Origin of the sequence: Methylobacterium phyllosphaerae (genome assembly GCF_001936175.1) — a bacterium.
GTDB lineage: Bacteria > Pseudomonadota > Alphaproteobacteria > Rhizobiales > Beijerinckiaceae > Methylobacterium > Methylobacterium fujisawaense.
On the sequence record NZ_CP015367.1, the window covers coordinates 194,193 to 219,991 of the forward strand.

32 protein-coding genes and 1 tRNA gene are annotated in these 25,799 nt (G+C 69.2%); 10 read left to right on the forward strand and 23 right to left on the reverse strand.

Annotation, left to right across the window (positions count from 1 at the left end; all coding sequences use genetic code 11):
- Nucleotides 1-66: 66 nt before the first annotated feature.
- The 5 genes from MCBMB27_RS00920 to MCBMB27_RS00940 all read right to left on the reverse strand — a co-directional run bounded on the left by MCBMB27_RS00920 (nt 67) and on the right by MCBMB27_RS00940 (nt 3,924).
- Nucleotides 67-1,539, reverse strand: a complete 1,473-nt coding sequence (locus MCBMB27_RS00920) for an MDR family MFS transporter (protein WP_075379654.1) — start codon at nt 1,537-1,539, stop codon at nt 67-69.
- Nucleotides 1,540-1,703: 164 nt separating this feature from the next.
- Nucleotides 1,704-3,020 (reverse strand): MFS transporter, encoded by a 1,317-nt coding sequence (locus MCBMB27_RS00925; protein WP_053609963.1) that lies wholly within the window; start codon nt 3,018-3,020, stop codon nt 1,704-1,706.
- Complete coding sequence (locus MCBMB27_RS00930) at nt 3,020-3,226, reverse strand: ribosome modulation factor (protein ID WP_075379655.1); 207 nt, start codon at nt 3,224-3,226, stop codon at nt 3,020-3,022. Before MCBMB27_RS00930 ends, MCBMB27_RS00925 begins: the two co-directional genes overlap by 1 nt.
- 67 nt (nt 3,227-3,293) lie before the next feature.
- On the reverse strand, nt 3,294-3,551 hold the full coding sequence (locus MCBMB27_RS00935) for a DUF6894 family protein (protein WP_043351991.1): 258 nt from the start codon (nt 3,549-3,551) through the stop codon (nt 3,294-3,296).
- A gap of 109 nt (nt 3,552-3,660) precedes the next feature.
- A complete protein-coding gene (locus MCBMB27_RS00940; protein WP_043351989.1) occupies nt 3,661-3,924 on the reverse strand; it encodes a hypothetical protein in 264 nt (87 codons plus the stop codon).
- Between the two features lie 539 nt (nt 3,925-4,463).
- On the opposite strand from MCBMB27_RS00940, the gene MCBMB27_RS00950 reads away from it, so the two are divergent.
- Nucleotides 4,464-5,480: an NAD-dependent epimerase gene (locus MCBMB27_RS00950; RefSeq protein ID WP_075379657.1), complete on the forward strand. Its 1,017-nt coding sequence runs from the start codon at nt 4,464-4,466 to the stop codon at nt 5,478-5,480.
- 246 nt (nt 5,481-5,726) lie between these two features.
- A complete protein-coding gene (locus MCBMB27_RS00955; protein WP_024831013.1) occupies nt 5,727-6,092 on the forward strand; it encodes a c-type cytochrome in 366 nt (121 codons plus the stop codon).
- Between the two features lie 66 nt (nt 6,093-6,158).
- On the opposite strand, the gene MCBMB27_RS00960 is transcribed toward MCBMB27_RS00955, so the two are convergent.
- The 3 genes from MCBMB27_RS00960 to MCBMB27_RS00970 all read right to left on the reverse strand — a co-directional run bounded on the left by MCBMB27_RS00960 (nt 6,159) and on the right by MCBMB27_RS00970 (nt 7,899).
- Nucleotides 6,159-6,677 (reverse strand): MarR family winged helix-turn-helix transcriptional regulator, encoded by a 519-nt coding sequence (locus MCBMB27_RS00960; RefSeq protein WP_043383865.1) that lies wholly within the window; start codon nt 6,675-6,677, stop codon nt 6,159-6,161.
- Between the two features lie 128 nt (nt 6,678-6,805).
- Nucleotides 6,806-7,750: a site-specific tyrosine recombinase XerD gene (locus MCBMB27_RS00965; protein ID WP_091955083.1), complete on the reverse strand. Its 945-nt coding sequence runs from the start codon at nt 7,748-7,750 to the stop codon at nt 6,806-6,808.
- On the reverse strand, nt 7,747-7,899 hold the full coding sequence (locus MCBMB27_RS00970) for a hypothetical protein (protein ID WP_043351982.1): 153 nt from the start codon (nt 7,897-7,899) through the stop codon (nt 7,747-7,749). The genes MCBMB27_RS00965 and MCBMB27_RS00970 overlap by 4 nt, the downstream gene beginning before the upstream one ends.
- A gap of 255 nt (nt 7,900-8,154) precedes the next feature.
- Between MCBMB27_RS00970 and MCBMB27_RS00975 the strand changes: the two genes are divergently transcribed.
- The 4 genes from MCBMB27_RS00975 to MCBMB27_RS00995 all read left to right on the forward strand — a co-directional run bounded on the left by MCBMB27_RS00975 (nt 8,155) and on the right by MCBMB27_RS00995 (nt 12,405).
- On the forward strand, nt 8,155-8,766 hold the full coding sequence (locus MCBMB27_RS00975) for a shikimate kinase (RefSeq protein WP_051044824.1): 612 nt from the start codon (nt 8,155-8,157) through the stop codon (nt 8,764-8,766).
- Between the two features lie 19 nt (nt 8,767-8,785).
- The gene (gene aroB, locus MCBMB27_RS00980) at nt 8,786-9,931 is read left to right on the forward strand and encodes a 3-dehydroquinate synthase (RefSeq protein ID WP_043755786.1); all 1,146 of its coding nucleotides are present in this window, start codon (nt 8,786-8,788) and stop codon (nt 9,929-9,931) included.
- Nucleotides 9,932-10,041: 110 nt separating this feature from the next.
- Nucleotides 10,042-10,117, forward strand: a tRNA-Thr gene (locus tag MCBMB27_RS00985).
- Between the two features lie 809 nt (nt 10,118-10,926).
- Complete coding sequence (locus MCBMB27_RS00995; RefSeq protein ID WP_075379660.1) at nt 10,927-12,405, forward strand: methyl-accepting chemotaxis protein; 1,479 nt, start codon at nt 10,927-10,929, stop codon at nt 12,403-12,405.
- A 112-nt stretch (nt 12,406-12,517) separates the two neighbouring features.
- Here the strand turns inward: MCBMB27_RS00995 and MCBMB27_RS01000 are convergent, their stop codons facing one another.
- Nucleotides 12,518-12,988 carry a hypothetical protein gene (locus tag MCBMB27_RS01000; protein WP_075379661.1) on the reverse strand — a complete coding sequence of 157 codons (471 nt, stop codon included), beginning with the start codon at nt 12,986-12,988 and terminating at the stop codon, nt 12,518-12,520.
- Between the two features lie 345 nt (nt 12,989-13,333).
- Between MCBMB27_RS01000 and MCBMB27_RS01005 the strand changes: the two genes are divergently transcribed.
- Nucleotides 13,334-13,750 carry a hypothetical protein gene (locus MCBMB27_RS01005; RefSeq protein ID WP_075379662.1) on the forward strand — a complete coding sequence of 139 codons (417 nt, stop codon included), beginning with the start codon at nt 13,334-13,336 and terminating at the stop codon, nt 13,748-13,750.
- An 8-nt stretch (nt 13,751-13,758) separates the two neighbouring features.
- Here the strand turns inward: MCBMB27_RS01005 and MCBMB27_RS01010 are convergent, their stop codons facing one another.
- The gene (locus tag MCBMB27_RS01010) at nt 13,759-13,956 is read right to left on the reverse strand and encodes a hypothetical protein (RefSeq protein WP_043351974.1); all 198 of its coding nucleotides are present in this window, start codon (nt 13,954-13,956) and stop codon (nt 13,759-13,761) included.
- Nucleotides 13,957-14,096: 140 nt separating this feature from the next.
- Complete coding sequence (locus tag MCBMB27_RS01015; RefSeq protein ID WP_043351972.1) at nt 14,097-14,468, reverse strand: hypothetical protein; 372 nt, start codon at nt 14,466-14,468, stop codon at nt 14,097-14,099.
- A 165-nt stretch (nt 14,469-14,633) separates the two neighbouring features.
- On the opposite strand from MCBMB27_RS01015, the gene MCBMB27_RS01020 reads away from it, so the two are divergent.
- Nucleotides 14,634-14,834: a hypothetical protein gene (locus MCBMB27_RS01020; RefSeq protein WP_075379663.1), complete on the forward strand. Its 201-nt coding sequence runs from the start codon at nt 14,634-14,636 to the stop codon at nt 14,832-14,834.
- 311 nt (nt 14,835-15,145) lie between these two features.
- On the opposite strand, the gene MCBMB27_RS01025 is transcribed toward MCBMB27_RS01020, so the two are convergent.
- The 9 genes from MCBMB27_RS01025 to MCBMB27_RS01065 all read right to left on the reverse strand — a co-directional run bounded on the left by MCBMB27_RS01025 (nt 15,146) and on the right by MCBMB27_RS01065 (nt 20,859).
- Complete coding sequence (locus tag MCBMB27_RS01025) at nt 15,146-15,424, reverse strand: DUF6894 family protein (protein ID WP_043383849.1); 279 nt, start codon at nt 15,422-15,424, stop codon at nt 15,146-15,148.
- Nucleotides 15,425-15,891: 467 nt separating this feature from the next.
- Nucleotides 15,892-16,605 carry a hypothetical protein gene (locus MCBMB27_RS01030; RefSeq protein ID WP_091955081.1) on the reverse strand — a complete coding sequence of 238 codons (714 nt, stop codon included), beginning with the start codon at nt 16,603-16,605 and terminating at the stop codon, nt 15,892-15,894.
- 60 nt (nt 16,606-16,665) lie between these two features.
- A complete protein-coding gene (locus MCBMB27_RS01035; protein WP_043383845.1) occupies nt 16,666-18,420 on the reverse strand; it encodes a complex I subunit 5 family protein in 1,755 nt (584 codons plus the stop codon).
- The gene (locus MCBMB27_RS01040; protein WP_043351959.1) at nt 18,417-18,824 is read right to left on the reverse strand and encodes a sodium:proton antiporter; all 408 of its coding nucleotides are present in this window, start codon (nt 18,822-18,824) and stop codon (nt 18,417-18,419) included. The genes MCBMB27_RS01035 and MCBMB27_RS01040 overlap by 4 nt, the downstream gene beginning before the upstream one ends.
- On the reverse strand, nt 18,821-19,597 hold the full coding sequence (locus MCBMB27_RS01045) for an MnhB domain-containing protein (RefSeq protein WP_075379665.1): 777 nt from the start codon (nt 19,595-19,597) through the stop codon (nt 18,821-18,823). Before MCBMB27_RS01045 ends, MCBMB27_RS01040 begins: the two co-directional genes overlap by 4 nt.
- The gene (locus MCBMB27_RS01050; RefSeq protein WP_043383840.1) at nt 19,594-19,845 is read right to left on the reverse strand and encodes a Na(+)/H(+) antiporter subunit B; all 252 of its coding nucleotides are present in this window, start codon (nt 19,843-19,845) and stop codon (nt 19,594-19,596) included. The genes MCBMB27_RS01045 and MCBMB27_RS01050 overlap by 4 nt, the downstream gene beginning before the upstream one ends.
- Nucleotides 19,842-20,126, reverse strand: a complete 285-nt coding sequence (locus MCBMB27_RS01055) for a monovalent cation/H(+) antiporter subunit G (protein WP_075379666.1) — start codon at nt 20,124-20,126, stop codon at nt 19,842-19,844. Before MCBMB27_RS01055 ends, MCBMB27_RS01050 begins: the two co-directional genes overlap by 4 nt.
- Nucleotides 20,123-20,374, reverse strand: a complete 252-nt coding sequence (locus tag MCBMB27_RS01060) for a monovalent cation/H+ antiporter complex subunit F (RefSeq protein WP_043351953.1) — start codon at nt 20,372-20,374, stop codon at nt 20,123-20,125. Before MCBMB27_RS01060 ends, MCBMB27_RS01055 begins: the two co-directional genes overlap by 4 nt.
- Nucleotides 20,371-20,859 carry a hypothetical protein gene (locus MCBMB27_RS01065; RefSeq protein WP_075379667.1) on the reverse strand — a complete coding sequence of 163 codons (489 nt, stop codon included), beginning with the start codon at nt 20,857-20,859 and terminating at the stop codon, nt 20,371-20,373. Before MCBMB27_RS01065 ends, MCBMB27_RS01060 begins: the two co-directional genes overlap by 4 nt.
- A gap of 131 nt (nt 20,860-20,990) precedes the next feature.
- Here MCBMB27_RS01065 and MCBMB27_RS01070 point away from each other — a divergent pair, with 131 nt between their 5' ends.
- Together MCBMB27_RS01070 and MCBMB27_RS01075 are read left to right on the forward strand one after the other, a co-directional pair.
- A complete protein-coding gene (locus MCBMB27_RS01070; protein ID WP_075379668.1) occupies nt 20,991-21,560 on the forward strand; it encodes an NUDIX domain-containing protein in 570 nt (189 codons plus the stop codon).
- Nucleotides 21,561-21,762: 202 nt separating this feature from the next.
- Complete coding sequence (locus MCBMB27_RS01075; RefSeq protein WP_053609953.1) at nt 21,763-22,932, forward strand: acetyl-CoA acetyltransferase; 1,170 nt, start codon at nt 21,763-21,765, stop codon at nt 22,930-22,932.
- A 232-nt stretch (nt 22,933-23,164) separates the two neighbouring features.
- On the opposite strand, the gene MCBMB27_RS01080 is transcribed toward MCBMB27_RS01075, so the two are convergent.
- The 3 genes from MCBMB27_RS01080 to MCBMB27_RS01090 form a co-directional block, all read right to left on the reverse strand.
- A complete protein-coding gene (locus tag MCBMB27_RS01080; protein ID WP_053609952.1) occupies nt 23,165-24,457 on the reverse strand; it encodes an O-acetylhomoserine aminocarboxypropyltransferase/cysteine synthase family protein in 1,293 nt (430 codons plus the stop codon).
- 59 nt (nt 24,458-24,516) lie between these two features.
- Nucleotides 24,517-24,903, reverse strand: a complete 387-nt coding sequence (locus MCBMB27_RS01085) for a response regulator (RefSeq protein ID WP_043351947.1) — start codon at nt 24,901-24,903, stop codon at nt 24,517-24,519.
- Nucleotides 24,904-24,988: 85 nt separating this feature from the next.
- Complete coding sequence (locus MCBMB27_RS01090) at nt 24,989-25,645, reverse strand: alpha/beta hydrolase (protein ID WP_043351944.1); 657 nt, start codon at nt 25,643-25,645, stop codon at nt 24,989-24,991.
- Nucleotides 25,646-25,799: the final 154 nt, after the last annotated feature.

Here is a 25,799-nt window from a genome sequence, read left to right on the forward strand (position 1 = left end):
GGGCTCCGGCAGGACAGTCAAAGGTCCGCTGTGGAGATGCGGTCGTTCGGCCGGAGCGCTGCGACGCTACTCCACGGCGAGTTCGCGCGGACGGTCCGAGATCGCCACCCGCGGAACGAGGAGCGACAGGAGCAGCGTCAGCACCGCCACGACGAAAACCGTCCAGAACGTGCCGTGCAGGGCGTGCTGCAGCCCGTGCCGGATGGCTTCGCCGCCGGCGCCGAGGCTGCCGGGATCGTCGAGCAGGCGGCGGAGCTGGTCGGAATTCACCGCCGGGCCGCTCGACGGGTGCGCCAGCCGGTAGTTCAGCACGGCGCCCAGCACGGTGGCGCCGAGGGTCGAGCCGAGATTGCGCGAGAAGATGTTCGAGGCCGTCGCCGCCCCGCGCTGCGCCCAGGCGACGCTGTCCTGGATGATCACGATGGCGGCGGTGGACAGGAAGCCCATGCCGAGCCCCATCACCACGGAGCCGCAGGCCGCCACCACGGGGGATGTGTCCGGCCCGAGCGCCACGAAGGCGATCGCGCCGAGGGGCAGGAGGGTCGCGCCGACCAGCAGGATCGGGCGCAGGCCGAACCGCACGAAACTGCGCGCCGCCGTGGTGGCGCCGATCGGCCAGCCGAGGACCATCAGGGTCAGCGTCAGGCCGGCGATGAGGGGCGATTGCCGCAGAACGCCCTGAACGTACATCGGCAGGAACGCCGTGAGCCCGATCACCGTCATGCCGGAGAGCAGCGTCGCGGTGTTGGCCGTCGCGATGGGGCGCTGCATCCACAGGCGGATGTCGAGCATCGGATCCGGGGCGCGCCGCTCCTGGACGACGAACAGGATCGCGGCCACCACGAAGGTCAGCGCCGGCCACAGGGCGGCTTCGGCCGATTCACCGGCCTCGGTCAGCGCGAGCATCAGCGCCGCGATGGCCGCGGTGAACAGGGCCGCGCCGATCACGTCGATCTGGCGGCTGCGGCGCTCGACGCCCTCGTGGAGGAAGCGCAGGAACAGGCCGGCCGCGATCACGCCGATCGGCAGGTTGATCCAGAAGATCCACGGCCAGCTCAGATGGCCGATGATCAGGCCGCCGACCAGCGGCCCGGCCACCGACGAGATCCCCCAGACACTGGCGAGGAAGCCTTGGACCCGGCCGCGCTCGCGGGCCGAATACAGGTCCCCGACGACGGTCAGGCTCACCGGCTGGATCGCCCCCGCGCCGACGCCCTGCACGAGGCGGAACAGGATCAGCGAGGGCATCGACCACGCGAGCCCGCACAGCAGGGAGCCCGCGAGGAACACCGCGATGCCGAACAGCAGCACCGGCCGGCGCCCGTAGAGGTCCGACAGCTTGCCGAACACCACCGTGGTGGCCGTCTGGGTCAGCAGGAAAGAGGCGAACACCCAGGCGTAGAGGTGGAGGTCGCCGAGCTGTCCGGCGATCTGCGGCATCGCCGTCGAGACGATCGTCGCCTCGATGGCGATCATGAACATCGCCGCCATCACCGCGGCGAGGACCAGCGGGCGGCGCGTCTCGGAAGGCTTCGGCATGGCGCCGGTCTAGGCCCCACGAGCGTGCCGACCTAGCCTCGAAACCGGCGACCGGTTCTCGGGCCGCGAGAGCCGTGCGCGAGCGCACATACACCGGCACCTGGCCCCGCGGCCCATGCATGGGCATGGCGCCGCGATGCTCAGGGCGCATGCGGCCGGTCTGTTCAGGCCTCCGCGTCGGCGTCGAGGTCCCGCCCGCGTGTCTCCGGCAGCAGGAAGGCGGCAACGGTCCCGACGAGGCTGAACGCGGCGAGATAGTAGGCCGGCGCGAGCCGGTCGCCGGTCGTGGCGATCAACCAGTTCACCACGTAGTTGGTGCTGCCGCCGAACACCGAGACCGAGACCGCGTAGACGATCGACAGCCCGGCGCTGCGGACGGCCCGCGGCAGCGCCTCCGGAATGCCGACGATCACCGCGGCGGCGTTGATGGAAGACAGCGCCGACAGCAGGAAGGTGACCGCGTAGACGCTGGCGGCGCTCGGCGCCTGCACGACCCAGGCGAAGGCCGGAACCGCCAGGATCAGGATCAGCGCGCGCGGCCAGATCATCACCGGCCGCCGCCCGACTCGGTCGGCGAGCCAGCCGCCGAGCAGCGGGAAGATCACGGAGGCGAGCCCGAGCGCGATCGGCACCGCCGTGGCGGCCGTCTCGCTCAAGCCGAGCGTCGCGCCGGCGAAGACCGGCATGTTGGTGCCGACTGCGTTCGACACGGTGGAGGCGGCGATGACCAGGAAGGTCAGGCCCAGCAGCCGGCCATGCTCCCGCAGCAATCGACCGACCACCGCCAGAGTCGAGGCGGCCGCGTCCGGATCCTCCTCGGCGCCGGCCGTCTCCGGCAGATGACTGCGGATGACGAGGCCGACCGGCACCACGCACAGGCCGAGGGCGAACATCAGCCGCCAGCCCCATTGCGCCATGGCCTGGTCGCCGAGGACGAACGCCAGGGCGGTCGCGAAGATCCCGGCGAACAGGGCCGCACAGCCCTGGCTGGCGATCTGCCAACTTGTCACGAAGCCGCGCTTCTCCGGCGGCGCCGCCTCCAGCAGGAAGGCGGTGGACGGGCCGACCTCGCCGCCGAGGGCGAGCCCCTGCACGAGCCGTCCGGCGATGACGATCACCTGTGCCCAGCCGCCGATCGTCGCGTAGGCGGGGCAGGCGGCCAGCATCAGCATGCCGACCGCCATCAGCGCGATGGTGATCAGCATCGCGGGCTTGCGGCCGGCACGGTCCGCGAAGGCGCCGATCAGCACGCCGCCGATGGGCCGCATGACGTAGCCGATGCCGAACAGGGCGAGCGACGCCAGCAGGCTGTGGGTCGGATCGTTTGCCGGGAAGAAGGCCTCGCCGATCGGCTTGGCGAAGAAGGCGTAGACCGTGAAATCGTAGAATTCGAGAGCATTGCCCAGGACGACGGCCCCGACCGACTTGCGGTCGAGCGTAGGATGATGTGCGCCGGGATGCGGTGCGGTCCGAGCGTCCATCAGCGGGCCGACCCGTCGACCGGGTGCCTGGCGAAACCGCCGGTCACGGATTCTGCGCCATCCGCCAGGGCTTCGTCATGACCGGACAGCCGGAGCGCGGGCGCTTCCGTCTCCTCCGCGCAGGCGCGGGCTTTCGCGGCCAAGCCCTTGGCGGATGCGGCTCGGCCGAGCGCGCGGGCATCGAGATCGTTCGGGGGCGAATCCATTCGGGCGCAGCTCCGTATCGGTAGGCTGCGCCGCGATGTAGGGCGCGGATCGCGCGCGTCGTCGCTCTCAGTGACGCGTCGGATCCTCCGACGGCGGAAGCACGACGGCCTCGCTGAACGGGAATTCCAGCACGACCTCGCCGTCATCGTCCATGACCACGAGGCATGCGGTCATCAGCCGGGCCTGGTTCTGCGGATTGCGCAGGGCGGCGCGGATCGTCTCCTGGGCCATCTCCCACGCCGCGTCCGGATCGCGCAGCTCGGTCCCGGTCGGGTCGGAGACGACATCCGCGCCGATATGCGTATGGAAGAAGTACCGCGGCATGGCTTTTACCGGCTCGGAGGCGTCCGCCAGGGCGGAGCGATCCGCGATAGGTGGGGATCGCCGGTCCTTGGACCAAACCGCAGCGTAGGCCGCCCAGCCGCGCCCGTCTTCAGCCGTTCGCGGCGCGTCTGTCCGGTGCGGACGGGACCGGGCGGAGGGCCCGCACTTGGCCGGTGACGCCGGCCGCGCGGTGCTGCTTCTCCATGGCCATGAGCGGACGCAATTCCGGCTCGGCGAAGTCGAGGAGCTTGGCGTTGCGCCAGCGCGGCTTACCGGAGCCGCGGCCGAACCAGCGGGGACGCTCTTCCTCGACCAGCAACACCAGTCGCCCCGTCCAGGTCTTTCGGAACCAGAAACGCCCCGTCAGAGACATCGCTCAATCCTTGCAGCAGAGCCGCCCCCGTCTTGGTGCCTCAATAGCGAACTCGGCGGTTCGCGTACGGTTAGAAGAAGCAGAAGGCCCGACGAAATCCCGCTATCCACAGCAGCCGGCGCAGCGGCACGGCGGGGAGCGCCTACCGTGCGAAGTGCCGGAGGGAGAGTGCCAGGACGACGAGCCAGACGCCCCCCGAAACGGCGAACACGAACCCGCGGAGGATCGCTGTCTCCAGCGCCGCGTGCGCCGAGCGCCGATCCGGTGTTCGTGACACGCCGCCCCTGCGCGAAGGCTCGGGACGCGCTCCGACCGGCCGCTGCTCCGGCACGGCGAGCAGGCGCGTCAGGCTGTCCGGGAGCGGTCGCGGGTTTGTCTGCACGGCACCCGCGAACCTACAGGGCTCAGAGCCGGGGCGACAAGCCGTGCAGGGGCATCCCGGATCGCCGCTCCCGGCGCCCGCTGCGATCCGATTTGTCGGCTTCCGGCCCCATGCTACAGCGCGCGTTCGGCGGGCTTGTCCGCCCGTCGGTCCGCGGATGTCACAGCCCCCTGTCTTGATCACCGGCGTCGCCGGCTTCATCGGGAACCAGCTCGCTTTGCGTCTCCTCGAGTCCGGCCGCCAGGTCGTCGGACTCGACAGCGTCAACGCCTATTACGACGTGCGGCTCAAGGAGGCCCGGCTTTCCCGTCTCGCGGGCTTCGAGGGCCACAGCTTCACGCGGCTCGACCTCGCGGACCGGGACGGCCTCGACGCGCTGTTCCGCCGGCACGACTTCCGGACGGTGATCCACCTCGCCGCCCAGGCGGGCGTGCGTCACTCGCTCACCGATCCCCATGCCTATGCGGCGAGCAACCTCGTCGGCTTCCTGAACATTCTGGAGGCCTGCCGCCACGGGGGTGTGGAGCATCTGCTCTACGCCTCATCGAGTTCCGTCTACGGCGGCGGCACGACCATGCCGTTCTCGGTGCATCAGAACGTCGACCATCCGCTCAGCCTCTACGCCGCGACCAAGAAGGCGAACGAGCTGATGGCGCACAGCTACAGCCATCTCTACGGGCTGCCGACCACCGGCCTGCGGTTCTTCACCGTCTACGGCCCCTGGGGGCGGCCGGACATGGCCCTGTATCTGTTCACCCGCGCCATCCTGGCGGGCGAGCCGATCCGGGTGTTCAACGAAGGGCAAATGCTCCGTGACTTCACCTACATCGACGACATCGTCGCGGGGATTCGGGCTCTGACGGAACGGCCGGCCACGCCAAACCCCGCCTGGAGCGCTGCCGAGCCGGATCCGGGGACCAGCGCCGCCCCCTACCGGATCTACAACATCGGCAACAACGAGCCGGTGGCGCTTCAGGAGATGATTGCACTCCTTGAGGTGGCCCTGGGCCGCAAGGCGGAGAAGATCCTGCTGCCTATGCAGCCGGGCGATGTTCCGGCGACCTACGCCGACATCGACGATCTCGTGCACGAGACCGGATTCCGCCCCGCCACGCCGTTGAAGACGGGCATCGGGCACTTCGTCGATTGGTATCGGACCTACCACGGCGTCTGAGACAGGCGCGGTGAGCGCGCGACCGGCCGCCGGCGGCCGGACGGGGCTTCCGGCCATCCGGGGAGCCAAACCGGCCGCACCGTGTTGAGGCAGGCGGCGCGCCGGGTCGGCCGCCGATCTGAACACGGGCGACGGCTTTGCCAGACTAGGCCGTTGCGCCCGCCGGGCAGATTCATTTAGAGCTATTCCAGGCAGGCAAGCTCTGCCCGCATCGCTGCCGCAACGGTGGCCAACAGGAGGAAATCCATGCGTTCACTCGTTTTCGGCGCCGTCCTTGCCGTTGTCATGCCGCTCGCGGCACAGGCCCAGGAGGCCGGGGATGCGGCCGCCGGCGAGAAGGCGTTCGCTCCCTGCAAGGCGTGCCACAATTTCCAGAAGAACGGCGTGGGCCCTGATCTGAAGGGTGTCGTCGGCCGCAAGGCGGGCACCTACGAGGGTTACAACTACTCCGCCGCCCTGAAGAACTCGGGCATCACCTGGGACGAGGCCAACCTGCACGAGTGGCTGAAGAACCCGAAGGCGAAGGTCCCGGGCACCAAGATGATCTTCCAGGGCTATCCCGACGACAAGAAGATCAACGACGTCATCGCCTACCTCAAGACGCAGTCCTGAGAGGCGAATCCGCGCAAGCCAGAACCGGGAGCGACCGCGCGGTCGCTCCCGGGCCGGGTGCGGTCCCTAGTCGGACGCGAGACCTGCCTGAAGGCTCAACCTGAGGGTAACGAGATCGTGAAGGAGATCCTTGCGACCCTGGATGTCGAAGCCGGTCAGGCCGCCCGCCTCGTCGGGGATGCAGGCCAGTTCGTCGCGCAGGGCTAGGCCGGCCGGGGTGAGGAAGATGCTGACCTGACGCTCGTCGACCCGGTCGCGGGCACGGCGAACCCGGCCCGAGGCCTCGAGGCGCTTCAGAAGCGGCGTCAGCGTACCTGAATCCAGGAACAGACGATTGCCGATCTCCTTCACCGAAAGGCCGTCCTGCTCCCAGAGCACCAGCAGGACGATGTATTGCGGATAGGTCAGCTCGTAGCGCCCGAGAAGGTTTCTGTAGGCGCGACCGAAGGCATGCGCGGCGGCGTAGACCGCGAAGCACAGCTGATTGTCGAGGCGCTGCCGCTCCTGCTGCGAAGGCTGATCGGCACGCGTGTGCCCCGCCTGATCCAGCTCAGCGCCGATCTGCGAGGCCGAAGGGCCTGACATAGGAAAACTCTCTCTGGTAAAGGCTGGCTCGCGTACCGGTATGGCGAAAGGCCCCTCTTAGGCATTTCGCATAACCTATACAATTGGGGCGATCGACCAGGATTGCCACGCGTTCTGTGCGGTGATCCTCAGCCATCCATCAACGGATGCAGATCGCGGACCATCGCCTTCAGGCGTTCATCGAGCACGTGCGTGTAGATCTGCGTTGTCGAGATGTCGGCATGACCGAGCAGCTCTTGGACGATGCGCAGGTCGGCCCCGTTCTGCAGGAGATGGCTGGCGAAGGCGTGACGGAGCACGTGGGGGCTGACGCGGTCCGGATGCAGGCCGGACGCCGCAGCGAGCGTCTTCAGGTCGCGGGCGAAGGCCTGCCGGGTGAGATAGCCGCTGTCGCTGTCGGCGGGGAACAGCCACGCGGAGTCCTCCGGCACCGCCGGAAGATGGGCCGACATGGCGGCGCAGGCCGCCTCGGTCAGGGGGACCAAGCGCTCGCGGCCGCCCTTGCCCTTGATGAAGAGGTAGCGCTCGCGGCTCACGCCCGCCGCGCGCGGCAGCGCGACGAGCTCGGAGACGCGCAGGCCCGTGGCGTAGAGCAACTCGAGCAGGCACACCATCCGGCGTGCCCGGCGGGCCGGCCCCGGCGGCTGCTCGGCGGCGGCGGCCGCCTGCGCGGTGGCGAGCAACCGGTCGACCTCCGCGATGGAGAGCACCTTGGGCAGCGACCGTCCCCGGCGCGGTCCGGAGACCGCGACGCTGGGATCGCTCTCGGCGCCCCCCTCGGCGTACAGGAACTTGTGGAAACCGCGCACGCAGGACAGGCGCCGCGCTGCCGAGGAGGCCTTGAGGCCGCGGGTCTCGAGATCGATCAGGAAGGCCCGGAGCGTGCCGGAATCCACGGCGTCGAGCGCGGTCCCCGACCGGGCGAGGTAACCGAGATAATCCTCCAGATCGCGCCGGTAGGCGGTCAGGGTGTTGAGGCCGGCACCGCGCTCGGCGGCCAGCATGTCGAGATAGTCGGCGGCCTCGGGGCAAAGCGCCCGGCCGGCATCGCCGGAGACGTCCGACCCGCTCAACGGTTGCCGGGCTGGAGCTTCGAGGCGGGGATGGAAACAGTCATCTCCCGCGGCGTCGGCTGGACGAAATTCGCCAAGGCGAACATCGCAGCGAAAACCAGACCCGCCAGGATCGCGAGGGTGGCGAAGAAACGGAATAGGGTCGGCACGTCGGTCGAACCTCGGGCAGACGGGCGCTAGCGGCGGGAAGGGGGACGGGCGAGGGCTGTCTCCGAGCCGCCGCGGGTGCTCGGGTTCGACCACGCGAACGCGGCGCTGACAAGGCCTACAACGACACAGCGATGCGTTTCGCAGCCCGCTTGAATCGCGCTAAGAGCCTGCCGCAGGATGGAGGCAGCCCGGCGACAGGCGCTCGGGGGCCGGTGAGGAGGCGGGGACGCCACACGGATGCGATGCAGGAGTCGATGCAGGAGGCCATAAGCGAGGAGGCGGCGGGTGAACCGATCGAGGCGCGTCTGCGCCGTGCGCTCGGCCTGCGCTCGATCGTGCTCGTCGGCCTCATGGGGGCGGGCAAGAGCACCGTCGGCCGGCGCCTGGCGAGTCGCCTCGGGCTGATCTTCAAGGATGCCGACATCGAGATCGAAGCGGCGGCCGGCCTGACGATCCCCGACATCTTCGCCATCTATGGCGAGCCGAGCTTCCGCGACGGCGAGGAGCGGGTGATCTCGCGGCTTCTCCGGGCCGGCCCGCTGGTCCTGGCGACCGGCGGCGGCGCCTACCTTCGCGAGGCGACGCGCGCCCGCATCGCCGAATCCGCGGTCTCGGTGTGGCTGAAGGCCGATCTGGACGTGCTGATGCGGCGCGTGCGCAAGCGCGGCAACCGTCCGCTGCTGCAGACCGAGGACCCGGAGGCGACGATGCGGGACCTGATGGCCGTGCGCCACCCGGTCTACGCCGCCGCCGACGTGATGGTCATCTCCCGGGAGGTGTCGCACGACCGGGTCGTCCAGGATGTGCTGGAAGCGCTGGACGCCCATCTCAGCGGCGAAGGCTCCGTCCCCGTTGCCGCCCAGTGAGACCCGAGCGAACCGCCCCATGACCGAGCCGACGCCCCGTCAGGACCTCCTGACCGTCCACGTGCCCCTCGACGCCGGCCGCGCCTACGACATCCTGATCGGCCGCGGGCTGATCGACACGGCCGGCGCCGCCGTGGCCGCGCTCGGGGGACGCCGCGCCGCCATCGTGACGGACGCCACCGTCGGCGCCCTCTATGCCGCGCGGCTTCGCACCAGCCTGGAGCGCGCCGGCCTTCAGGCGGGCGTGGTGACGGTGGCACCGGGCGAGGCGTCGAAGTCCTATGCCGGCTTTGCGGAAGTCTGCGACGGCCTGCTCGCCCTCAAGGTCGAGCGCGGCGACCTTGTCGTGGCCCTGGGCGGCGGCGTGGTCGGTGACCTCGCCGGCTTCGCGGCCGCCACCCTGCGGCGGGGCGTGCGCTTCGTGCAGGTGCCGACGAGCCTCCTTGCCCAGGTCGATTCCTCGGTGGGCGGCAAGACCGGCATCAATGCGCCGCTGGGCAAGAACCTGATCGGCGCCTTCCACCAGCCGCGTCTCGTCCTGGCCGATACGGCCGCCCTCGACACCCTCTCCGAGCGCGAGATGCGCGCCGGCTATGCCGAGGTCGCCAAGTACGGGCTGATCGCCGATCCGGGCTTCTTCGACTGGTGCGAGGCGAACTGGCGCGGGATCTTCTCCGGCGGCCCGGAGCGCGAGCAGGCGGTCGCCTCCTGCTGCCGGGCCAAGGCCGCCGTCGTCACCCGGGACGAGCGGGAGGACGGGGAGCGGGCGCTGCTCAATCTCGGCCACACCTTCGGCCACGCCCTGGAGCGCCTGACGGGCTACGATTCCGCCCGGCTGGTGCATGGCGAGGGCGTGGCGATCGGGATGGCGCTCGCCTTCCGCTTCTCGGCCCGGCTCGGGCTCTGCGGCGGGCAGGATGCCGGCCGCGTCGCCAACCATCTCGCCCTCGCCGGGCTGCCGACCCGTCTGCAGGCGGTCCCGGGCGGATGCGGCACCGTCGAGTCGATTCTCGACGCGATGACGCAGGACAAGAAAGTCCGCGACGGCGCGCTGACCTTTATCCTGGCCCGCGGGATCGGCCAGAGCTTCATCGCCCCGGGCATTGACCGGGCGGCGGTGGCGGCCTTCCTGGAAGACGAACTGGCGTCGCATCGAGACCTCTGAAGTGCTCGATAGTCGGCGGTGGCCTTGCCTAACGCAGGCCGTGCCGCTATGAGCCTGCCACGTCCGGCGCCGCACACTGCGTGCGTCGGTCACGGTTCCTCGGGACCAGGGCCGCAATAGCTCAGCTGGTAGAGCACCTCATTCGTAATGAGGGGGTCGGGGGTTCGAATCCCTCTTGCGGCACCACCACTTAGCCCTGCGCTTGCTGACCGAATGACCGGCCCGGCATGCATATGGCAGGCAGCATGGCGAACAACCCAACCATCTCAGAGCTGCGCTAGGCCGCCGTTGTCAGCGGCCAGGACATCGACGCCGCCGTCGATGCGGTGCCGGCCGAGCTCGTCACCGAATCGTATCCGCTCGCGAAGGCTGGGCGCCGATCTCGTCGAGCCCCTCCGCGCGCACACCTGGGCGACCGAGGCGCTGATCGCCGACAAGCCGGCGCGCCTGGAGGCCAACGGCTCAGCCATCAGCCAGAAGCAGCGGACTGCGATCCCGGGGTGCTCCGCGAGGGCCGCTCCCGCCTCTCTTGATGCGAGCCCCGCGGCGTCATGTGGCAAGGCCGCTTTCGACCCGCCTCGGTGACACGCGGGGGAATATCAAGGCTCCGCGGGCGGCAGTTGAATGGACGCCTCGCACCACAGCGCGACCGGCGGCCGCGTAGTCGCAATCTCGCGACCTGCCGGCATCGTCATGTCTTGAGCCAGCGTATCTCAATGACTGGATCCGGCCACTGCAGACCGCGGTGATCTCGCCGAATTCGCAGGGATAGTTATCGAAATTTATCTCTCTGAGCCGCAAGCGATCGGAAATTACATGACCAGCAGCAGATGGCCAGCCGGCAGCACTACGAGAATATGAGACGAATCAACTTAAAGTAGAAAATGCGGAGTTCAATCCTTCTCGAAAAATCTACACTTAAAGAAAGTTTACTGATATTTTATTAGTTTATGAAAGAATTGGCATAGAAACGTCGATATTAAAAGCAGGTTAAGATGCTGTCTCTCCGTCCCAGCCATCACGCGAAATTGAATGCGCTCGACAGCTCCCACGCACTGATCGAATTCGATCTCGACGGAAAGGTCGTCACCGCCAACGCCAACTTCCTGTCGATCCTCGGCTACCGACTGGACGACATCAAGGGGCGGCATCACTCCATCTTCGTCGACCCGGACGAGCGCGAGAGCGCAGCCTACAAGGCGTTCTGGGACGCTCTGCGCAGCGGTGTACATCAGACATCTGAGTACAAGCGCATCGGCAAGGGCGGCCGCGAAGTCTGGATTCAGGGGAGCTATACCCCGCTCATCGGGCGCAACGGCAAACCCTACGGCGTCTTCAAATGTGCCACGGACATCACAGCGCAGAAATTGCGCAATGCCGATTTCGAGAGCAAGCTGAACGCCCTCGACCGCTCGCAAGGGATCATCGAATTCAACCTCGACGGGACGATCATCACCGCCAATGAGAACTTCCTCGCGGTGGTCGGCTACAGCCTTGACGAGGTGAAGGGCAAGCACCATGCGATGTTCGTCGATGCGGCCGACCGCGATACCGCGGCCTACCGAGCCTTCTGGGACCGGCTCCGGAGCGGCGAGTATCAGCAGGCGGAGTACAAGCGCATCGGCAAAGGCGGCCGCGAGGCCTGGATCCAGGCCACCTACAACCCGGTCCGCGACGCCGCGGGCCGCCTCGTGAAAGTGGTGAAGTTCGCCACCGACATCACCGAGGCCGTGGCCGAGCGGCTGCGACGGGCCGAAATCCACCGGGGCGTCGACCGCGACCTCGACGTGATCAGCAGCTCGATCTCTCATGCGTCGCAGCAGGCGGTGAGCGCGGCAAGCGCGGCCGCCCAGGCCTCAGGCAACACCCAGAGTGTCGCCGCCGGGTCCGAGGAGCTTGCCGCCTCGGTCGGCGAGATCAGCGCGCAGGTGAACCGCGCGCTGCAGGTCACGGGGCGGGCCGTCGAGCAGGCGGTCGCCACCTCGACAGTGGTCGCCGGCCTCGCCTCCGCCGCCCAGCGCATCGGCGAGGTGGTCGAAATGATCAACACGATCGCCGGGCAGACGAACCTGCTGGCGCTGAACGCGACGATCGAGGCCGCCCGGGCCGGCGAGGCCGGCAAGGGCTTCGCCGTGGTGGCCACCGAGGTGAAATCCCTCGCGGCCCAAACCGCGAAGGCGACCGAGAGCATCAGCAGCCAGATCGCGCAGACGCAGGACGCTGCGAATCAGGCAGCCACCGCCATCGCGGGCATCGGGCAGACGATCGGAGAGGTCAACGAGATCTCCTCGGCCATCTCGACGGCCGTCGAGCAGCAGGCTGCGGTCGCCCAGGAGATGTCCATCAACATGCAGGCCATGACCCAGGCCGTAGGGGAGATCAGCCGCAATGTGAGCGTGATCGCCGCCTCGACCCAGGAGGTCGACTCCTCAACGCGGCTGGTGCGCGAGGCGTCACGGGCCATGGTGTCTTAACACCGCCCGTCGCTGCCGCTTCTGCCTCTGCGGTCGTCCGCTCCAGCGCGGGCCGCCGTAAGGCCGTCCGTCGCGGAGCGCGCGCGTCGGTTCGACCGCGGGACCGGGAGGCTCAAGACGGTGAGGCGCCGTCGACCCGTGGCGGCACCTCACGCTTCCGCACGATCCGGGCCCGGTCCCGCAGCGTGACCTCATGGGTCGGCCATTCGCGGCAGGCAGCCTCGAACGCGGCGAGCGCCATCGACAGCGGGTAGATGGTGGCGAGGTGCAGCGCGACGTTGCCGCCGGCGTCGCGCCAGACCTCGATCGTGTAGGGCACCCCAGGCGGCACCGGCGGGATCTGCTTCGCCGGCGGCGGCAGCGTGATCGCGGCGAGGCAGAGGTGCTCGTATTTCCGCGCGGGCGTCGCCCCGGGCCGGCGCTGGTAGCGGCACGACGCCGTCAGGTGGCGGAGCAGATCCACCGTCGGGACGTCGGCGCCGTAGCGATCGATCAGGCTGGCCACGGTGTAGCGTCCCGAGCGCCTGCAGGGCGCGCAGTCGACGTAGACCCGACCAGGCTGAACGTTGCCCAGGCGCCCCATTCTGGTGCTCCTCCGCTTGCGAACGAACGCAGAACAAGCCTGAGGCGGGGGGAAGCTTCAAGGCGCCCGCGCCTCTGATCTTCGCAACCGGTGGACGAATGTGAATGGCGGCCGATTTCGGCTGTCTGGGCATCGGCTTATGAGAGAACCGCGCTCGGATGATATCGGCCCGCGCCCAGGCCATCGCCTGTCTCGGCCTGCGGACCGCCACGAAGAAGCAGCACGTGGCCGAGCATGCCGCCGACCGGCGGTCCGGCGGCCGGGGGCTCGGGGACTCTCACAGACCAGTGCGTCCGAGAACGATGCCGCCCCACGGTCGAAGGCAGCATCCAAGGAGGAGGCTCCATGAGGCAGGCTGCGAGCGATGAACGGCTCTCCCTCGACGCCGTGTCGGTCGAGGACCTGAACGCCGCCCTCCGCGTGGTCCGGCGGCTGCCCCTGGAACTGCTGGGCTTCCTCATCCTGTTGCCGATCGTCGGCATCGGCCTGTCGTGGCTCAGTACGGCCCTCGCACCACCCTATGGCCTCTCCATCTTCGGGCAAGGCCTCGTGACCTGGGGCCTGCTTCTGACGCTCGCCCTGCTGTTCGGGCTGTTCTGGTGGCGGGGACGACAGGTCGGGCTCCTCCTACACGACCCGGCCATCCTGGCGTCGCCGGTCATGAGCCTGATGTCGGTGCCCGGCGTGTTGGCCGCGCGAGCGCAGGCCTTGGGCCTGGAATGGAGCGGGTTCTACGGGCCGCTCCGCCCGCGCCGGAAGTGAGTCCGCGTCTAGATCAGGCCGCCTGACGATCCCGCGGTCAGCGTCTGGCCAGCCCGGTTCACGAGCTTCGCGAAGGCTAGCGCGGCCGCCGAGGCCTGGGTCTCGGACGGAAAGGTGCGGTCCGATTCCAGGACCGTCATCTGCGTCGCGTCGAGCAACACCCAGGTCCAGAGGTGGCGGCCGGTGGCGCGGATCTCGAAGTGCATGGCAGGCTCGTGGCGCAATGGGACATGCCCGCACCATGCGCCGCGAAAAGGCCTGACGCGTTAATGGCTTGGCCGGCGCAACAACCTGCGTCGGCTAACCACGCGGTTGCCCCCGACATCCTCGCAGATCACAGGCGGGATCAGCCGCGCCCCTTGGCCGCGAACTCCCAGACCGGCGGTCCCCAGGTCTGACCCGGCTTGGTCCGGTAGCCGGAGAAGCGGTCGAACACGACCCGGTCGGGCTCGACGCCGGTGACCCGGCTGTCGTTGACCATCAGGGCGCCGGCATATTCCACGCGCAGGAATCCGTGCTCCGGATGGACCCCGAACAGTTGCGGCGCGGTCCAGCCGAGCCGATGCGCCTCGGCGCCGAACTGGTCGAGGAAGGCCAGCGCGCTCGCCCGCATCGCTGCCCATTTCGCCGGCAGCAGATACCGGCACGGCGAGGCGTGCTCGGACAGGCGCTCGATCTGGTCGCGCCAGGAGGCGACGGCGGGCGGGAGGTCGGACATGACGGCCGGGGTAAGGGGCGCAGACTTAATAGACCGTCATCGGGCGGAGAATGGCAGACGGAGGGAGAAGAACGTCGTGATCGCGCCGCTGCGCTAACCTTGAGCTTCTGACAGGAGCTTATCGCGTGGTTTGTGCTTGGCTCGCTCGTGCGCCAGATTTGGTCGATGTCGCTCGAGGACGCCTATCGTGCTTGGCAGACCGAGCCTGCGTCGAGCTTCCGGAACCTCGATGACGTGGTACTGCGCGTCGACGTAATCAGCGATGACGGCGACCTCATCGCCGCGGGCACGGAAGGCACGATCGTCAGCATGCATGATGATGGTGCGCGCTTCGTGTGGAATTTTCCGAGCCGGACAATGTGCTGATGACAGCTCTGCGGCATCAGCTCCCGCTCGCGAACAGATCAGACGTTGAGCGCGAAGCTCATCCCGGTCATCTTCACGATCGATGGCCCGATCCCCAAGGCGATCCCGTCAGGATCCGCGCGGCCCCGCCCCGATCTGCTCACGGGACGGGGGAGTGTCCGACTTCACCAACGATGAGCCGAGCCGATACGCCGAACGGCTTGAGGCCAAGAGACTGACACCCGAGTAACAGCGCCGCCGGTGCATCGAAGCCGCGCGTGACGCTGGCGTCGGCGAGGATCAGACCGACTTCGATGCCGCCGTGGGACAGATCAAGGCGCCGGGGAAGGCCAAGGGCCGAGCGAGCTCGCAGCGTCGTTGAGCCGGACCCCCGCGAAGGTGAGCGTCGCCGTGTAGACGACGGTTCCAGCCTCATCGCGGACCAGGACAACGAAGGCTTGGTTGTCCCCGTCGCCCGGGATCGCGAACCGCGCGATCTCGGGCAGGCTTCGCATCGCAAGAGCGCGGGCCGCCTCAAAATTAGCGCAGTCGCTGCCTTCCTCGTCGCGATGGAAGCTTCGGTTGCTGATATCGAAAAAGTACCGCGGCATGGGGCGCTCCACAGTAAAGGGGCGGGAGCACGCGCTACTCTCGGCCACTGACGCCCGAATCAATCTGCCAGCGATAGGCGCATCTTTACACGGTCATGCGTGGTCGGCATTGATCTGGATCGCCGAATACCGCCTATCTCGTATGACCACACTGCATCATCGCTGACGAATAAACGCGGACCGGGCGGCCCTTCCGGGATCCGCACCCTGGGGGATGAAAAGCCGGATCCGCGGCGCGAAGCGGTCGTTGCCCTGCGCCTCGGCGCGATGTTGATCGCGTTCCGCGGCTGGAGCGCTGCCGTGAGGGCCTGCTCGATCTCGGCGATGCTCGGGATCGGCGCGGCGATACCGGCGCCGAGCCCGCGCCGCCCGTCCGGGCGGCGCCGACGATGGATCCGGTGAGGCGCACAGCGCGTCGACAACGGCGCTGGCTCCGATGCCCTCGGACGGTTTCCGGCGGAGACTCCTCACGGTCCGATCGGTTCGTCCTGAACCGCCCGACGGCGCCAAGCCGTGAGCAGAGCGGCGAGGGCGTCGGGATCCAATCCGTAGCTGTCCGGCAGCCCGGCTCCACGCCCGGTGAGCTGGCGGTTCAGGGCGACGAGGCGGCCCTCTCCGACGCGCGCATCGTCGAACACGACCATCCGCTGCATCGTGCCCTTCACGGTCACCGCTGCGAAGCCGCTGACGTCGTGCCAGGACATGCGCCGCGACCGGCCGGCCTGCACGATCGTTAAGCCCGTCCCGTCGAGATGCAGCGACGAACCCCGGATCGCCACGAGGATCAGGACCGGCAGGCCGCCCAGGAACAGCACGACGCCCGGCCAGAGCAGCACCTGCATCGTCACCGACGGCGCCTCGTGCATCAGCATCCAGACCATGACCCCGCCGAAGACGGCCGACAGGGCGGCGAGAAACAGGATCTTCTTCACCGAGGCCCGTAGAACCACCGGACCGGGATAATGCGCGAGCACGGTCTCCGCCGAGCGGGTCTCCGATTCCAGCAACCCGGGCCGCATGTGCCAGACGGAGACCGCCGCACAGACCCCGAAGAACGCTGTCGTCGCGACGCCACCGTCCGCCCCCGTGACGATCATTCCGACGCCGCCGGCGACGAGAACGAGGCTGAGGCCGAGCAGCAGCGCGTGTCGGAAACGGGAACCGCTGGCTTGGTTCGACACGGACGACCTATCCCTGATGGGCGCGGCCGATCAGGTTCGTCCGCGTCCGGTTGCGCCTGGTCACGCCAAGGCCAGCACGCCTGCGACCACCGCCACGCCGACCCCGAGCCACGCCACATAGTCGCCGATCAGGCCGCTGTGCAGCACCTCCAGCGCACGGGTCGGCGCCGATTGCGTCGCGCTCACCGGTCGGACCACCAGCGCCGGCAGGCGTCTCCGGAACAGCCCGTAGCCGGCACCCGCCAGCGCGGCGACCACGGATGCCCATGGCAACCAGCCTGGTCCCTCCGCCAGGGTCTCCACCGCCGGCCGGTGCAGGAAGGCCGACGCCGCCCGCGGAAGGGCGTGCTCGATCAGGCCCGCCGGCACACCGACGTCGAGGGCGAGCAGAACGCAGCAGGGCGCCAGCATCAGCCAGAGCGGCCGATTGGCCTTCTCGCGCTCGTCCTCGCTCGGTGCCCCGGCCTCGTCGCCGGGATCGGGCCCCAGGCCCAAGAAGATGCGTCCTGCCGCCCGGAGCACCGCCGCCCCCGTCAGGGCCGCGCCGATGGCGCCGGCCGCCAGCGCGATCCCGTGCCCCTGCTGTGCCAGCGCGCCCTGGACCAGGCGCGTGCCCTGATCGAGCACGCCGAGCGGGAGGCCGCAGAGCAGCAGCCCGGCCAGACCCATGGCGATCCCGGCGGGCCAGATCCCCCGTCCGAGCCCCCGCAGGGCGATCTCGTCGATGCTGGCCTGGGTCGCGAGCAGGATCCCGGCGATCATGAATAGGGCCCCCTTCACCAGCCCGTGGCCCACCACGTAGACCAGCATCCCGCCGGTCCCGTCCACCGAGAGGGCCCCGAGGCCGGTGAGCATGATCCCGGCATGCGAGATCGTCGAGAAGGCAAGCATCCGTTTCAGGTGGCGCTGCAGCAGGGCCATCCAGCCGCCCAATAAGGCGGTGAAGCTGCCCAGGCCGATGAGGAGCGCCGGCAGGGCGTGCCGAACCTGATCGGAGCCGCCGAACACGACGGCGCTCACCTTCGCGAGGCCGAACAGCCCGAGCGAGACCATCGCCCCCGAGAAGATCACCGAGACCGGGCTCGGCGCCACCGCGTGGGCGTCGGCGAGCCAGAACTGGAACGGCACGATCGCGCCCTTGATCATCAGGGCGGACGCCACGAGGCAGAAGGCCCCGGCCACCACCGGATCCCGGCCGCCTCGCGCCACGGCGGCCGCGATGCCCTCGAAATCGAGCGTGCCGGTCTGGGCGTAGATCAGCCCGATGCCCCCGAGCATCAAGAAGCCCGCGAGGCTGTTGACCACGGTGAAGTTGATGGCACCCGCCAGCGACGATTCCGCCAGATGGTAGGCCGTCAGCGCGAAGGCCGCGACGCTCATCACCTCGAACCACACGAACAGGTTGAACATATCGCGGGTGAAGCAGAACCCGACCATGGCGGCCAGGAACAGCAGCATCAGGATGTGGAAGTGGCCGTGGGTGCGATCGAAGAAGCCCCAGGCGAACACGAAGGTCAGGGCGTAGAGGAGGCCGATGAAGGCCGCGACCCAGCCGCTGGCCTCGTCCACCGAGAAGCCGATCCCGAGATGGACGCCGTCGCGCGGCTCCCAGCCGCCGAACCAGTAGACCAGGGGCCCGTCGGCGGCATGCACGGCGATGACGCCGCAGAGCACCGCGACGCTCAAGGCCGCCAGCGTCGCCAGGATGTCGGGGAGGCGGCCTGGCAGGAAATGGGCGGTCGCCAGCATCGCCGCGCAGATCACGAGCGGGATGGCGACCGGTAGCGGGAGGAGGGCGGCGGGAAAAGCGGTCACGAGGCTTTCCGCTCCCCATCGCCCACCCGGTTCGATCCCCGATCGCGCCCGGACTGGCCGCCCGCGCGCATCGGCCGGAGCTTCTCCGGATCCAGGCTGCCGCCGCGCTTGTAGGCCTGGATTGTCAGGACGAGGAGAAGCGCGGTGAGCGTTGCGCCGACCACGATGTCGGTGAGCACCAGCGCCTGCATCACCGGGTCGACGGCGGGCGTTCCCGGCGGGTGGTCGTAGAAGATCGGCGCGATGCTGCCCCAGCGATAGCCGAGGCCGAGCAGGAGCACGTAGGTCGCCGATTGGCAGACGCCGAGGCAACCCACGAGGTGGATGAAGTTGCGGCTCGTGGCGATGCCGTAGAGACCGATCCCGAACAGCCACGCGGCAACCGCGTAGGGGAGAACACTCACGCGGATTCCTCCCCCGGTTCCTCGGGCTCGCGCGCCTCGCGGGTCTCCTCCATGAATTCCAGGAAGAGCTGCGTGAAGCCGCCCGTCACCGCCAGGGCGACGCCGAGGTTCTCGACGAGCATCAGGCCGCCCGAGAACAGGTCGCGGAAGGTGCCGAGCGGCAGGATGTTCTGCATGAAGGCGGCGCCGGTGAGCATCGGCGCCAGCCCGCACAGGGCGAAGAGCAGCGCGCCCCCGCCCTCCAGGGCGTCGAGCCAGTGGCTGCGGATGGCGTCGCGCCAGCCGGCATAGCCTTCGCCGAGATAGATCAGCAGGGTCCCGGAGGCGAGGATGACGCCGCCCTGGAAGCCGCCGCCCGGCGTCACGGTCGCGTGCAGCACGACGTAGAGGCCGAACAGCGCGGTGAGCGGGCCGGCGATCCGGCAGGCGAGCACGACGGCCTCCGAGCGCGGGATCACGGCGCGGCCGGGCCGGCGCATGGCGCGCTCGGTGTTGCCCTCGCCGCGCCGCCCGCGCAGCAGCACCACCGTGCCGGTGATCGCCGCGAGCAGCATGAACTCCTCGCCGAGGGTGTCGAGGCCGCGCAGGTCGAAGTTGATGGCGCTGACCATGTTGGCGACGTGCCGCGCCTCGGGGGCGACCGCGTTGATGCGTTCGCCATACTGCGCGATCGTCGATCCGAAGGGCGGCAAGCCGGCGATCACCGCCGCCGCGCCGGGGAGCAGGACGAGGCCCGCGAGGGCCAGAAGGACGATCCGGGCGTTCGGGCTCACGAATCCTCCTCGGGCGGCTGGGTCTTCACCGCCATGAGCGCCACGAGGAAGAGGAGCGGGACGGCCGCGGTGCCCACCGCCAGTTCGGACAGAGCGACGTCGGGCGCCTGAAGGGCGTCGAACAGGATCGCCAGGACGAGCCCGTTGACCGCGATGGCGAAGACCTGCCGGGCGGGATCGCGCACGAGGACCACGGCTGTGCCCGAGATCGCGGCGAACAGGAACAGCAGCGGCAGGATCGCCGTCATGCCGAGCGCCCCTCGCGCATCAGCACGGCCCGGCCGGAGACGTGCGACAGCACCGCCGCCCAGGCGAGGAACACCACCATCATCACCAGGATCTTGAGCGAGCGCCCGGAGATGCCGTCGGCGAGGAACGCCGCCATGGTGACGAGGATTGAGGCCGCGACGTTGAGGAAGGCCAGCGCGTGCAGCCGGTCGAGGGCCCGCGGCAGGCGCCACAGGGCGAGCGCGGCGAGCCACGTCACCGCCACCGCGAGGGCCAGCAGGACACCGATGACGACGCTCATATCCAGCGCTCCAGGAAGACGGCGAGCAGCATCGTGCCGGGCAGGTTGAGCAGAACCAGGGTGAGGGCGAGGTCGGTGATCGAAGCCTGGTCCGTGGCGAAGGCCATGAGCGTCAGGATCAGGACCGTGACGCTGCCGGCGAGCTGGTAGGCGGCGAAGCGCTGGCCGGGCCGGCCCCGCCACGCCAAAGCCGCCGCAACGGCGAGCGGCGGCAGCAGCGCCAGGATGGCGGCCGTCCAGACCGTCATCGCGCCTCCTCCAGGCCGTGCGTCACCACCGTTCCGTGATCGCGGTCGAGGGTGAGGACGTAGCTGTCGGGGGCGAGCGAGGCGGCGAGCAGTCCGACGGCCCGCGCGGCCGGCGCCGGCGCACCGTCGGGCGTCGCCCAGGCGAAGTCGGAGGCGCTCCGCTCGCGGGTCGTCCCGCCGCCGGCGCCGCCGCGCAGGGCCCTGACCAGTTGGCCGCCCACCTGAACGGTCTCGCGGGGCAGGCCGCGCAGGGCCCGCCAGATCGGCCGCAGCGTCCCCCGGTCGAAGCGGAACCGCACGCCGCCGCGCCGGCCGACGCCCCACCACCACAGCGTCCCGAGGCTGGCGCAGACGAGGGCGGCGAGTCCCTCGTTCACGCTCACCGAGCCGGCAAAGACCATGTAGGTCAGTGCTAGGGCGACCCAGATCGCGAGGCCATCACGCCCCGAGCGCCTTCTGAGTCCGCTGATCGGTCCTGCCCGCATCGATCCTGACCGGAGCGCGCCCCGCGGAAGCGTGGCCATGCGCATGCCCGACCGAACGTCACGGCGGGCGCCCGCGTTCCCGGAACCCGAAGACACGCTTCCGTGTAGGGCGATCAGAGCTGGGAGTGCGCATGAAGGCCGAGATCCTGAACATCCGCTTCCTCCACGAGGGCTGGAGCCGGTTCGGCATCGCGCAGGTGCGCCTCGCCGACGGCGCCGTGGTCGAGCGGGAAATCGAAGATCACGGCAACTCGGTGGGGATCTTGCCCTACGACCCGGAGCGGCGGGTCGCGACGCTCGTGCGCGAGTTGCGGGTCCCGCCGCTGTTCGCGGCCGGCGAGCAGGTCCAGCTGGAAGCCCCGGCCGGCCTGATCGATGACGGCAGCCCGGAGGAGAATGCCCGCCGGGAGGCGATGGAGGAGGTGGGCCTGCGCCTGCACGCCCTGGAATTCGTCGGCGCCGCCTATTCCTGCGCGAGCCTCACCACCGAGAAGATCCACCTGTACCTCGCGATCTACGGCTTGGCGGATCGGACCGAGGCGGGCGGCGGGGCCGAGGGCGAGCACGAGAACATCCGGGTCGTCGAGATCCCGCTGGCCGAGCTCGCCGCCCGGGCCGACCGCGCCGAGATCACCGACCTGAAAACGCTCACCCTGATCCTCGCGCTCCGGGCACGCCATCCGGAGCTGTTCCACCGGTGAGGAACCGCCAGCGCGCATTCGCCCAGGGTCTGCTGACCGCGCTGGTGCTGGCTGGGGTCGCGTGGATCGCGTTCCACCTGCGCTGAAAGCGACCTGCGTGAAGGACACTCATGCGGGCAGTAAGCTCCGAAGAGCCGTCGGCACGTCTTGATCGCCGGCCACGGCGGGCCCATCGTCCGCGCAAGACTCGGGAGGTCACCGGATGACGCGCGCCTGCATCGTGGGCTGGGCCCACACACCCTTCGGCAAGCTGGAGGAGCCGGATGTCGAAGGGCTGATCGCCCGGGTCTCGGGCGAGGCGCTGGCCCATGCCGGCGTCGAGGAATCCCAGGTCGACGGCATCTATGTGGGCTCGATGAACACCGGCTTCTCGAAGCAGGGCTTCGAGGGCGCGCTGGTGGCGGTGAATCGGCCCGGCCTCGCCCACGCCCCGGCGACCCATCTGGAGAACGCCTGCGCCACCGGGTCGGCGGCCCTCTACGCGGCCCTCGACTTCGTCGACAGCGGCCGCGGCCGCGTGGCCCTTGTGATCGGCGCCGAGAAGATGACGGCCAAGACCGTCGCCGAGACCGGCGACATCCTCCTGGGCGCCTCCTACCGGAAGGAGGAGGCCGACATCGAGGGCGGCTTCGCCGGCGTGTTCGGGCGGATCGCGGCGGGCTATTTCCAGCGCTACGGCGACCGCAGCGAGGAGCTGGCCCGGATCGCCGCCAAGAACCACCGCAACGGCGTCGGCAACCCCTACGCGCAGCTGCGCAAGGATCTCGGCTTCGACTTCTGCAACCGGGTCTCGGAGAAGAACCCCTACGTGGCCGCTCCCCTGCGGCGCACCGACTGCTCGCTGATCTCGGACGGCGCGGCGGCCCTGGTTGTGGCGGATGCCGAGACGGCGGAGGGTCTGGAGCGGGCGATCGGCTTCCGCGCCCGGGCCCACGTCAACGACATCCTGCCGCTGTCCCGCCGCGACCCGGCGGAGTTCAAGGGCGCGCGGATGGCCTGGGAGAAGGCCCGCGCGCAGGCCGGGATCGCCAACGAGGACCTCTCCTTCGTGGAGACCCACGATTGCTTCACCATCGCCGAGCTGATCGAGTACGAGGCGATGGGCCTCGCAGCCCCCGGCGAGGGCTACCGCGTGGTGCGCGAGGGCCTGGCCGAGAAGGGCGGGCGGCTGCCGATCAACCCGTCCGGCGGCCTGAAGGCCAAGGGCCATCCGGTCGGCGCCACCGGCGTGTCGATGCACGTGATGGCCTGCCTCCAGCTCATGGGCGAGGCCGGCGAGATGCAGGTGCCCGGTGCGGAACTCGCCGGGATCTTCAACATGGGCGGCGCGGCGGTCGCCAACTACGTGTCGATCCTGGAACGGCGGCGCTGAGCGGAGGCTCGGCGGCCCGGCGACGATCCAGAGGGGCAGGCTTCCTCTCTGGACCGGACGAGGATCGAACGCGAGAGGTCAGGTCCTTCGGGAGGTCTCGCCGTCGCCGTCTTCGCGACCGGAGCGCGGCAATCCAGCAGGGCGATGACGGCCAGCGCGCATTGCCGTGGTTCGCTGCGGTCGCGGCGGATGAGGAGAGGGACCGCACGCCCTTCGGACGCGAGCGTCCCGCTCAGCCCAGCCGGTCCAAGGCCTGCGTGAGATCGGCGATCAGGTCGGCCTCGTCCTCCAATCCGATGGAGAGGCGAACGGTTTCGGGCCCGACCTGCGCGGCGGCCTTCTCGTGTTCCGGCAACTGCCGGTGGGTGGTCGAGGACGGGTGGATCGCCAGCGACTTGATCTCGCCGATGTTCACGAGATGCGAGATCAGCTCCAGGGCGGCGATGAACGTCAGGGCCGCCCGCTCGCCGCCCTTCAGGGCGAAGGTAAAGATCGAGCCCGGCCCGTTCGGCGTGTAGCGCCGGGCGAGGTCCTCCCCGGGCTGTCCCGGCAGCATCGGATAGCTCACCCAATCCACCGCCGGATGGTCCTTGAGGAAGGCCGCGACCGCCCGCGCATTGGCGCAGTGCCGCTCCATGCGCAACGGCAGGGTCTCGATCCCCATGAGCGTCAGGAACGCGTTCATCGGCGACAGGCCGGGCCCGAGGTCGCGCAGGCCGAAGAACCGGCAGGCTGCCGCGAACGGGGTTTCGGGGAAGGCCTTTGTCAGGACGAGGCCGTCATAGTCCGGCCAGGGCTCGGTGATCAGGTTGTAGCCGCCGGCCTTTTCCCAGTCGAAGCGGCCGGCGTCGCAGATCACGCCGCCGATGGTCTGGCCGGAACCGCTCAAGAACTTCGAGGTCGAGTGCCAGACGATGTCGGCGCCGTGCTCGATCGGTCGGATCAGGGCCGGCGAGGCCAGGGTATTGTCCACGACGAGCGGGAGATTGTGGCGCCGCGCCACCGCGGCGATCCCATCGAGGTCCACCACCGACGCGCAGGGATTCACGATCGATTCGCAGAAGATGGCCCGGCAGTCCGGGGTGATGGCCGCCTCGAAATCCTCCGGGGCCATGCCGCGTGCGAAGCGGGGCTTCAGGTCGTAGCGCCCATCGAGGCGGCGCATCAGACCGAGTGACCCGCCGAACAGGCGTGGCGAGGCGACATAGGCGTCGCCGCTCTTCATCAGCGTCATCAGGACCAGCTGCATGGCGGACTGTCCTGAAGACACCGCCACGCCGGCCTTCGCGCCCTCGAGATCGGCGATGCGACGTTCCAGCGCGGCGACGGTGGGGTTCGAGCCGCGGGAATACGAGAAGCCTGTCCGCCGGCCGGCGAAGATGTCCGCCGCCTGCTCGGTCGAGTCGAACACGAAGCCGTTGGTGAAGTAGATCGGCTGGACCCGCGCGCCCGTGGCGGGGTCCGGCGCCGCGCCGGCATGGATGGCCCGGGTCGCGAAACGGTGCGGTCGGTTCTGATCCGTCATGGCTCTCGGTCGGGTGTTCGATGCCCGGACCGGGGCGTCAGCCCGAGCGGATCCGTGCGTCACGCCGCGCGGCGGAGGAAGGCCTGCAGGGTTCGGACCAGGGTGGTCGGCTCGTAGGGCTTCGGAATGAACCGGGCGCCCTCCGGCATGTCGTTGGGACCGGGCGTGCCCATGCCCGACACCACCAGAACGGGGATCGACGGCCAGCGATACGCCACGAGGCGGGCGAGGGCGAAACCGTCCATCGAGCCCTGCGGCATGTCGACGTCGGTCATCAGGACGCCGACATCGTCACGGTTCTCCAGGACCTTCAGCGCCTTGTCGGCGTGCGTCGCCTCGACGACGGTGAAGCCCGCATCCGCAAGGGTGTCAGAGGCCTCCATCAGCAGGAGGCCGTCATCCTCCACCAGGAGCACCACGGGTTGATCGGACGGGCTATCTGACATCAGACCTGCGAAGGTGAGTCTCAATTCCGAAGTCCGCGCCCTATTCCTCCGGGGCTCCCCCCGTCAAGGCGCGGGACCGGTTCGGTCAGGCCGCCTCCTCGCGCTTGCCCAGGCGCTTGTCGAGATAGGTGTCCACCGTCTGTGTCAGTTCCTCGACCTTGCCGTCGAAGAAGTGGTTCGCGCCATCGACCATCTGGTGCTCGATGATGACGCCCTTCTGGGTCTTCACCTTCTCGATCACCGGCATGACCTCGCGGGCGGGCGCCACCCGGTCCTCGGAGCCGTGCACGAACAGGCCGGAGGAGGGGCAGGGGGCCAGGAAGGTGAAGTCGTAGCGGTTCGCCATCGCGGCGATGGAGATGAAGCCCTCGATCTCGGGGCGGCGCATCAGGAGCTGCATGCCGATCCACGAGCCGAACGACACGCCGGCGATCCAGCAGGACTTCGCCTCGGGGTTGACCGACTGCACCCAGTCGAGGGCGGCGGCGGCATCCGACAGCTCGCCCGAGCCGTGATCGAAGGAGCCCTGGCTGCGGCCGACCCCCCGGAAATTGAAACGCAGGGCTGCGAAACCGCGATTGGCGAAGGTGTAAAAAAGGTTGTACACAATTTGATTGTTCATCGTACCCCCGAACTGGGGGTGCGGGTGCAGGATGATGGCGATCGGCGCACCGCGCTTCTTGGGGGCTTGATAACGGCCTTCCAGGCGGCCGGCCGGGCCGGTGAAGATGACTTCGGGCATCGCTCGTCTCTCACTCTCGAGATCGCCCGCCGGGCGATCGGCACGGCGACGCGGCAGCCTTGACTCGTCGCGCGCGCCCCATAAAAGCAGTCTTAGAATGGTTCTAGATGATTAGAACTATTCTAAAGAAGCCGCCTGAAGCTTCCCGCCGGCT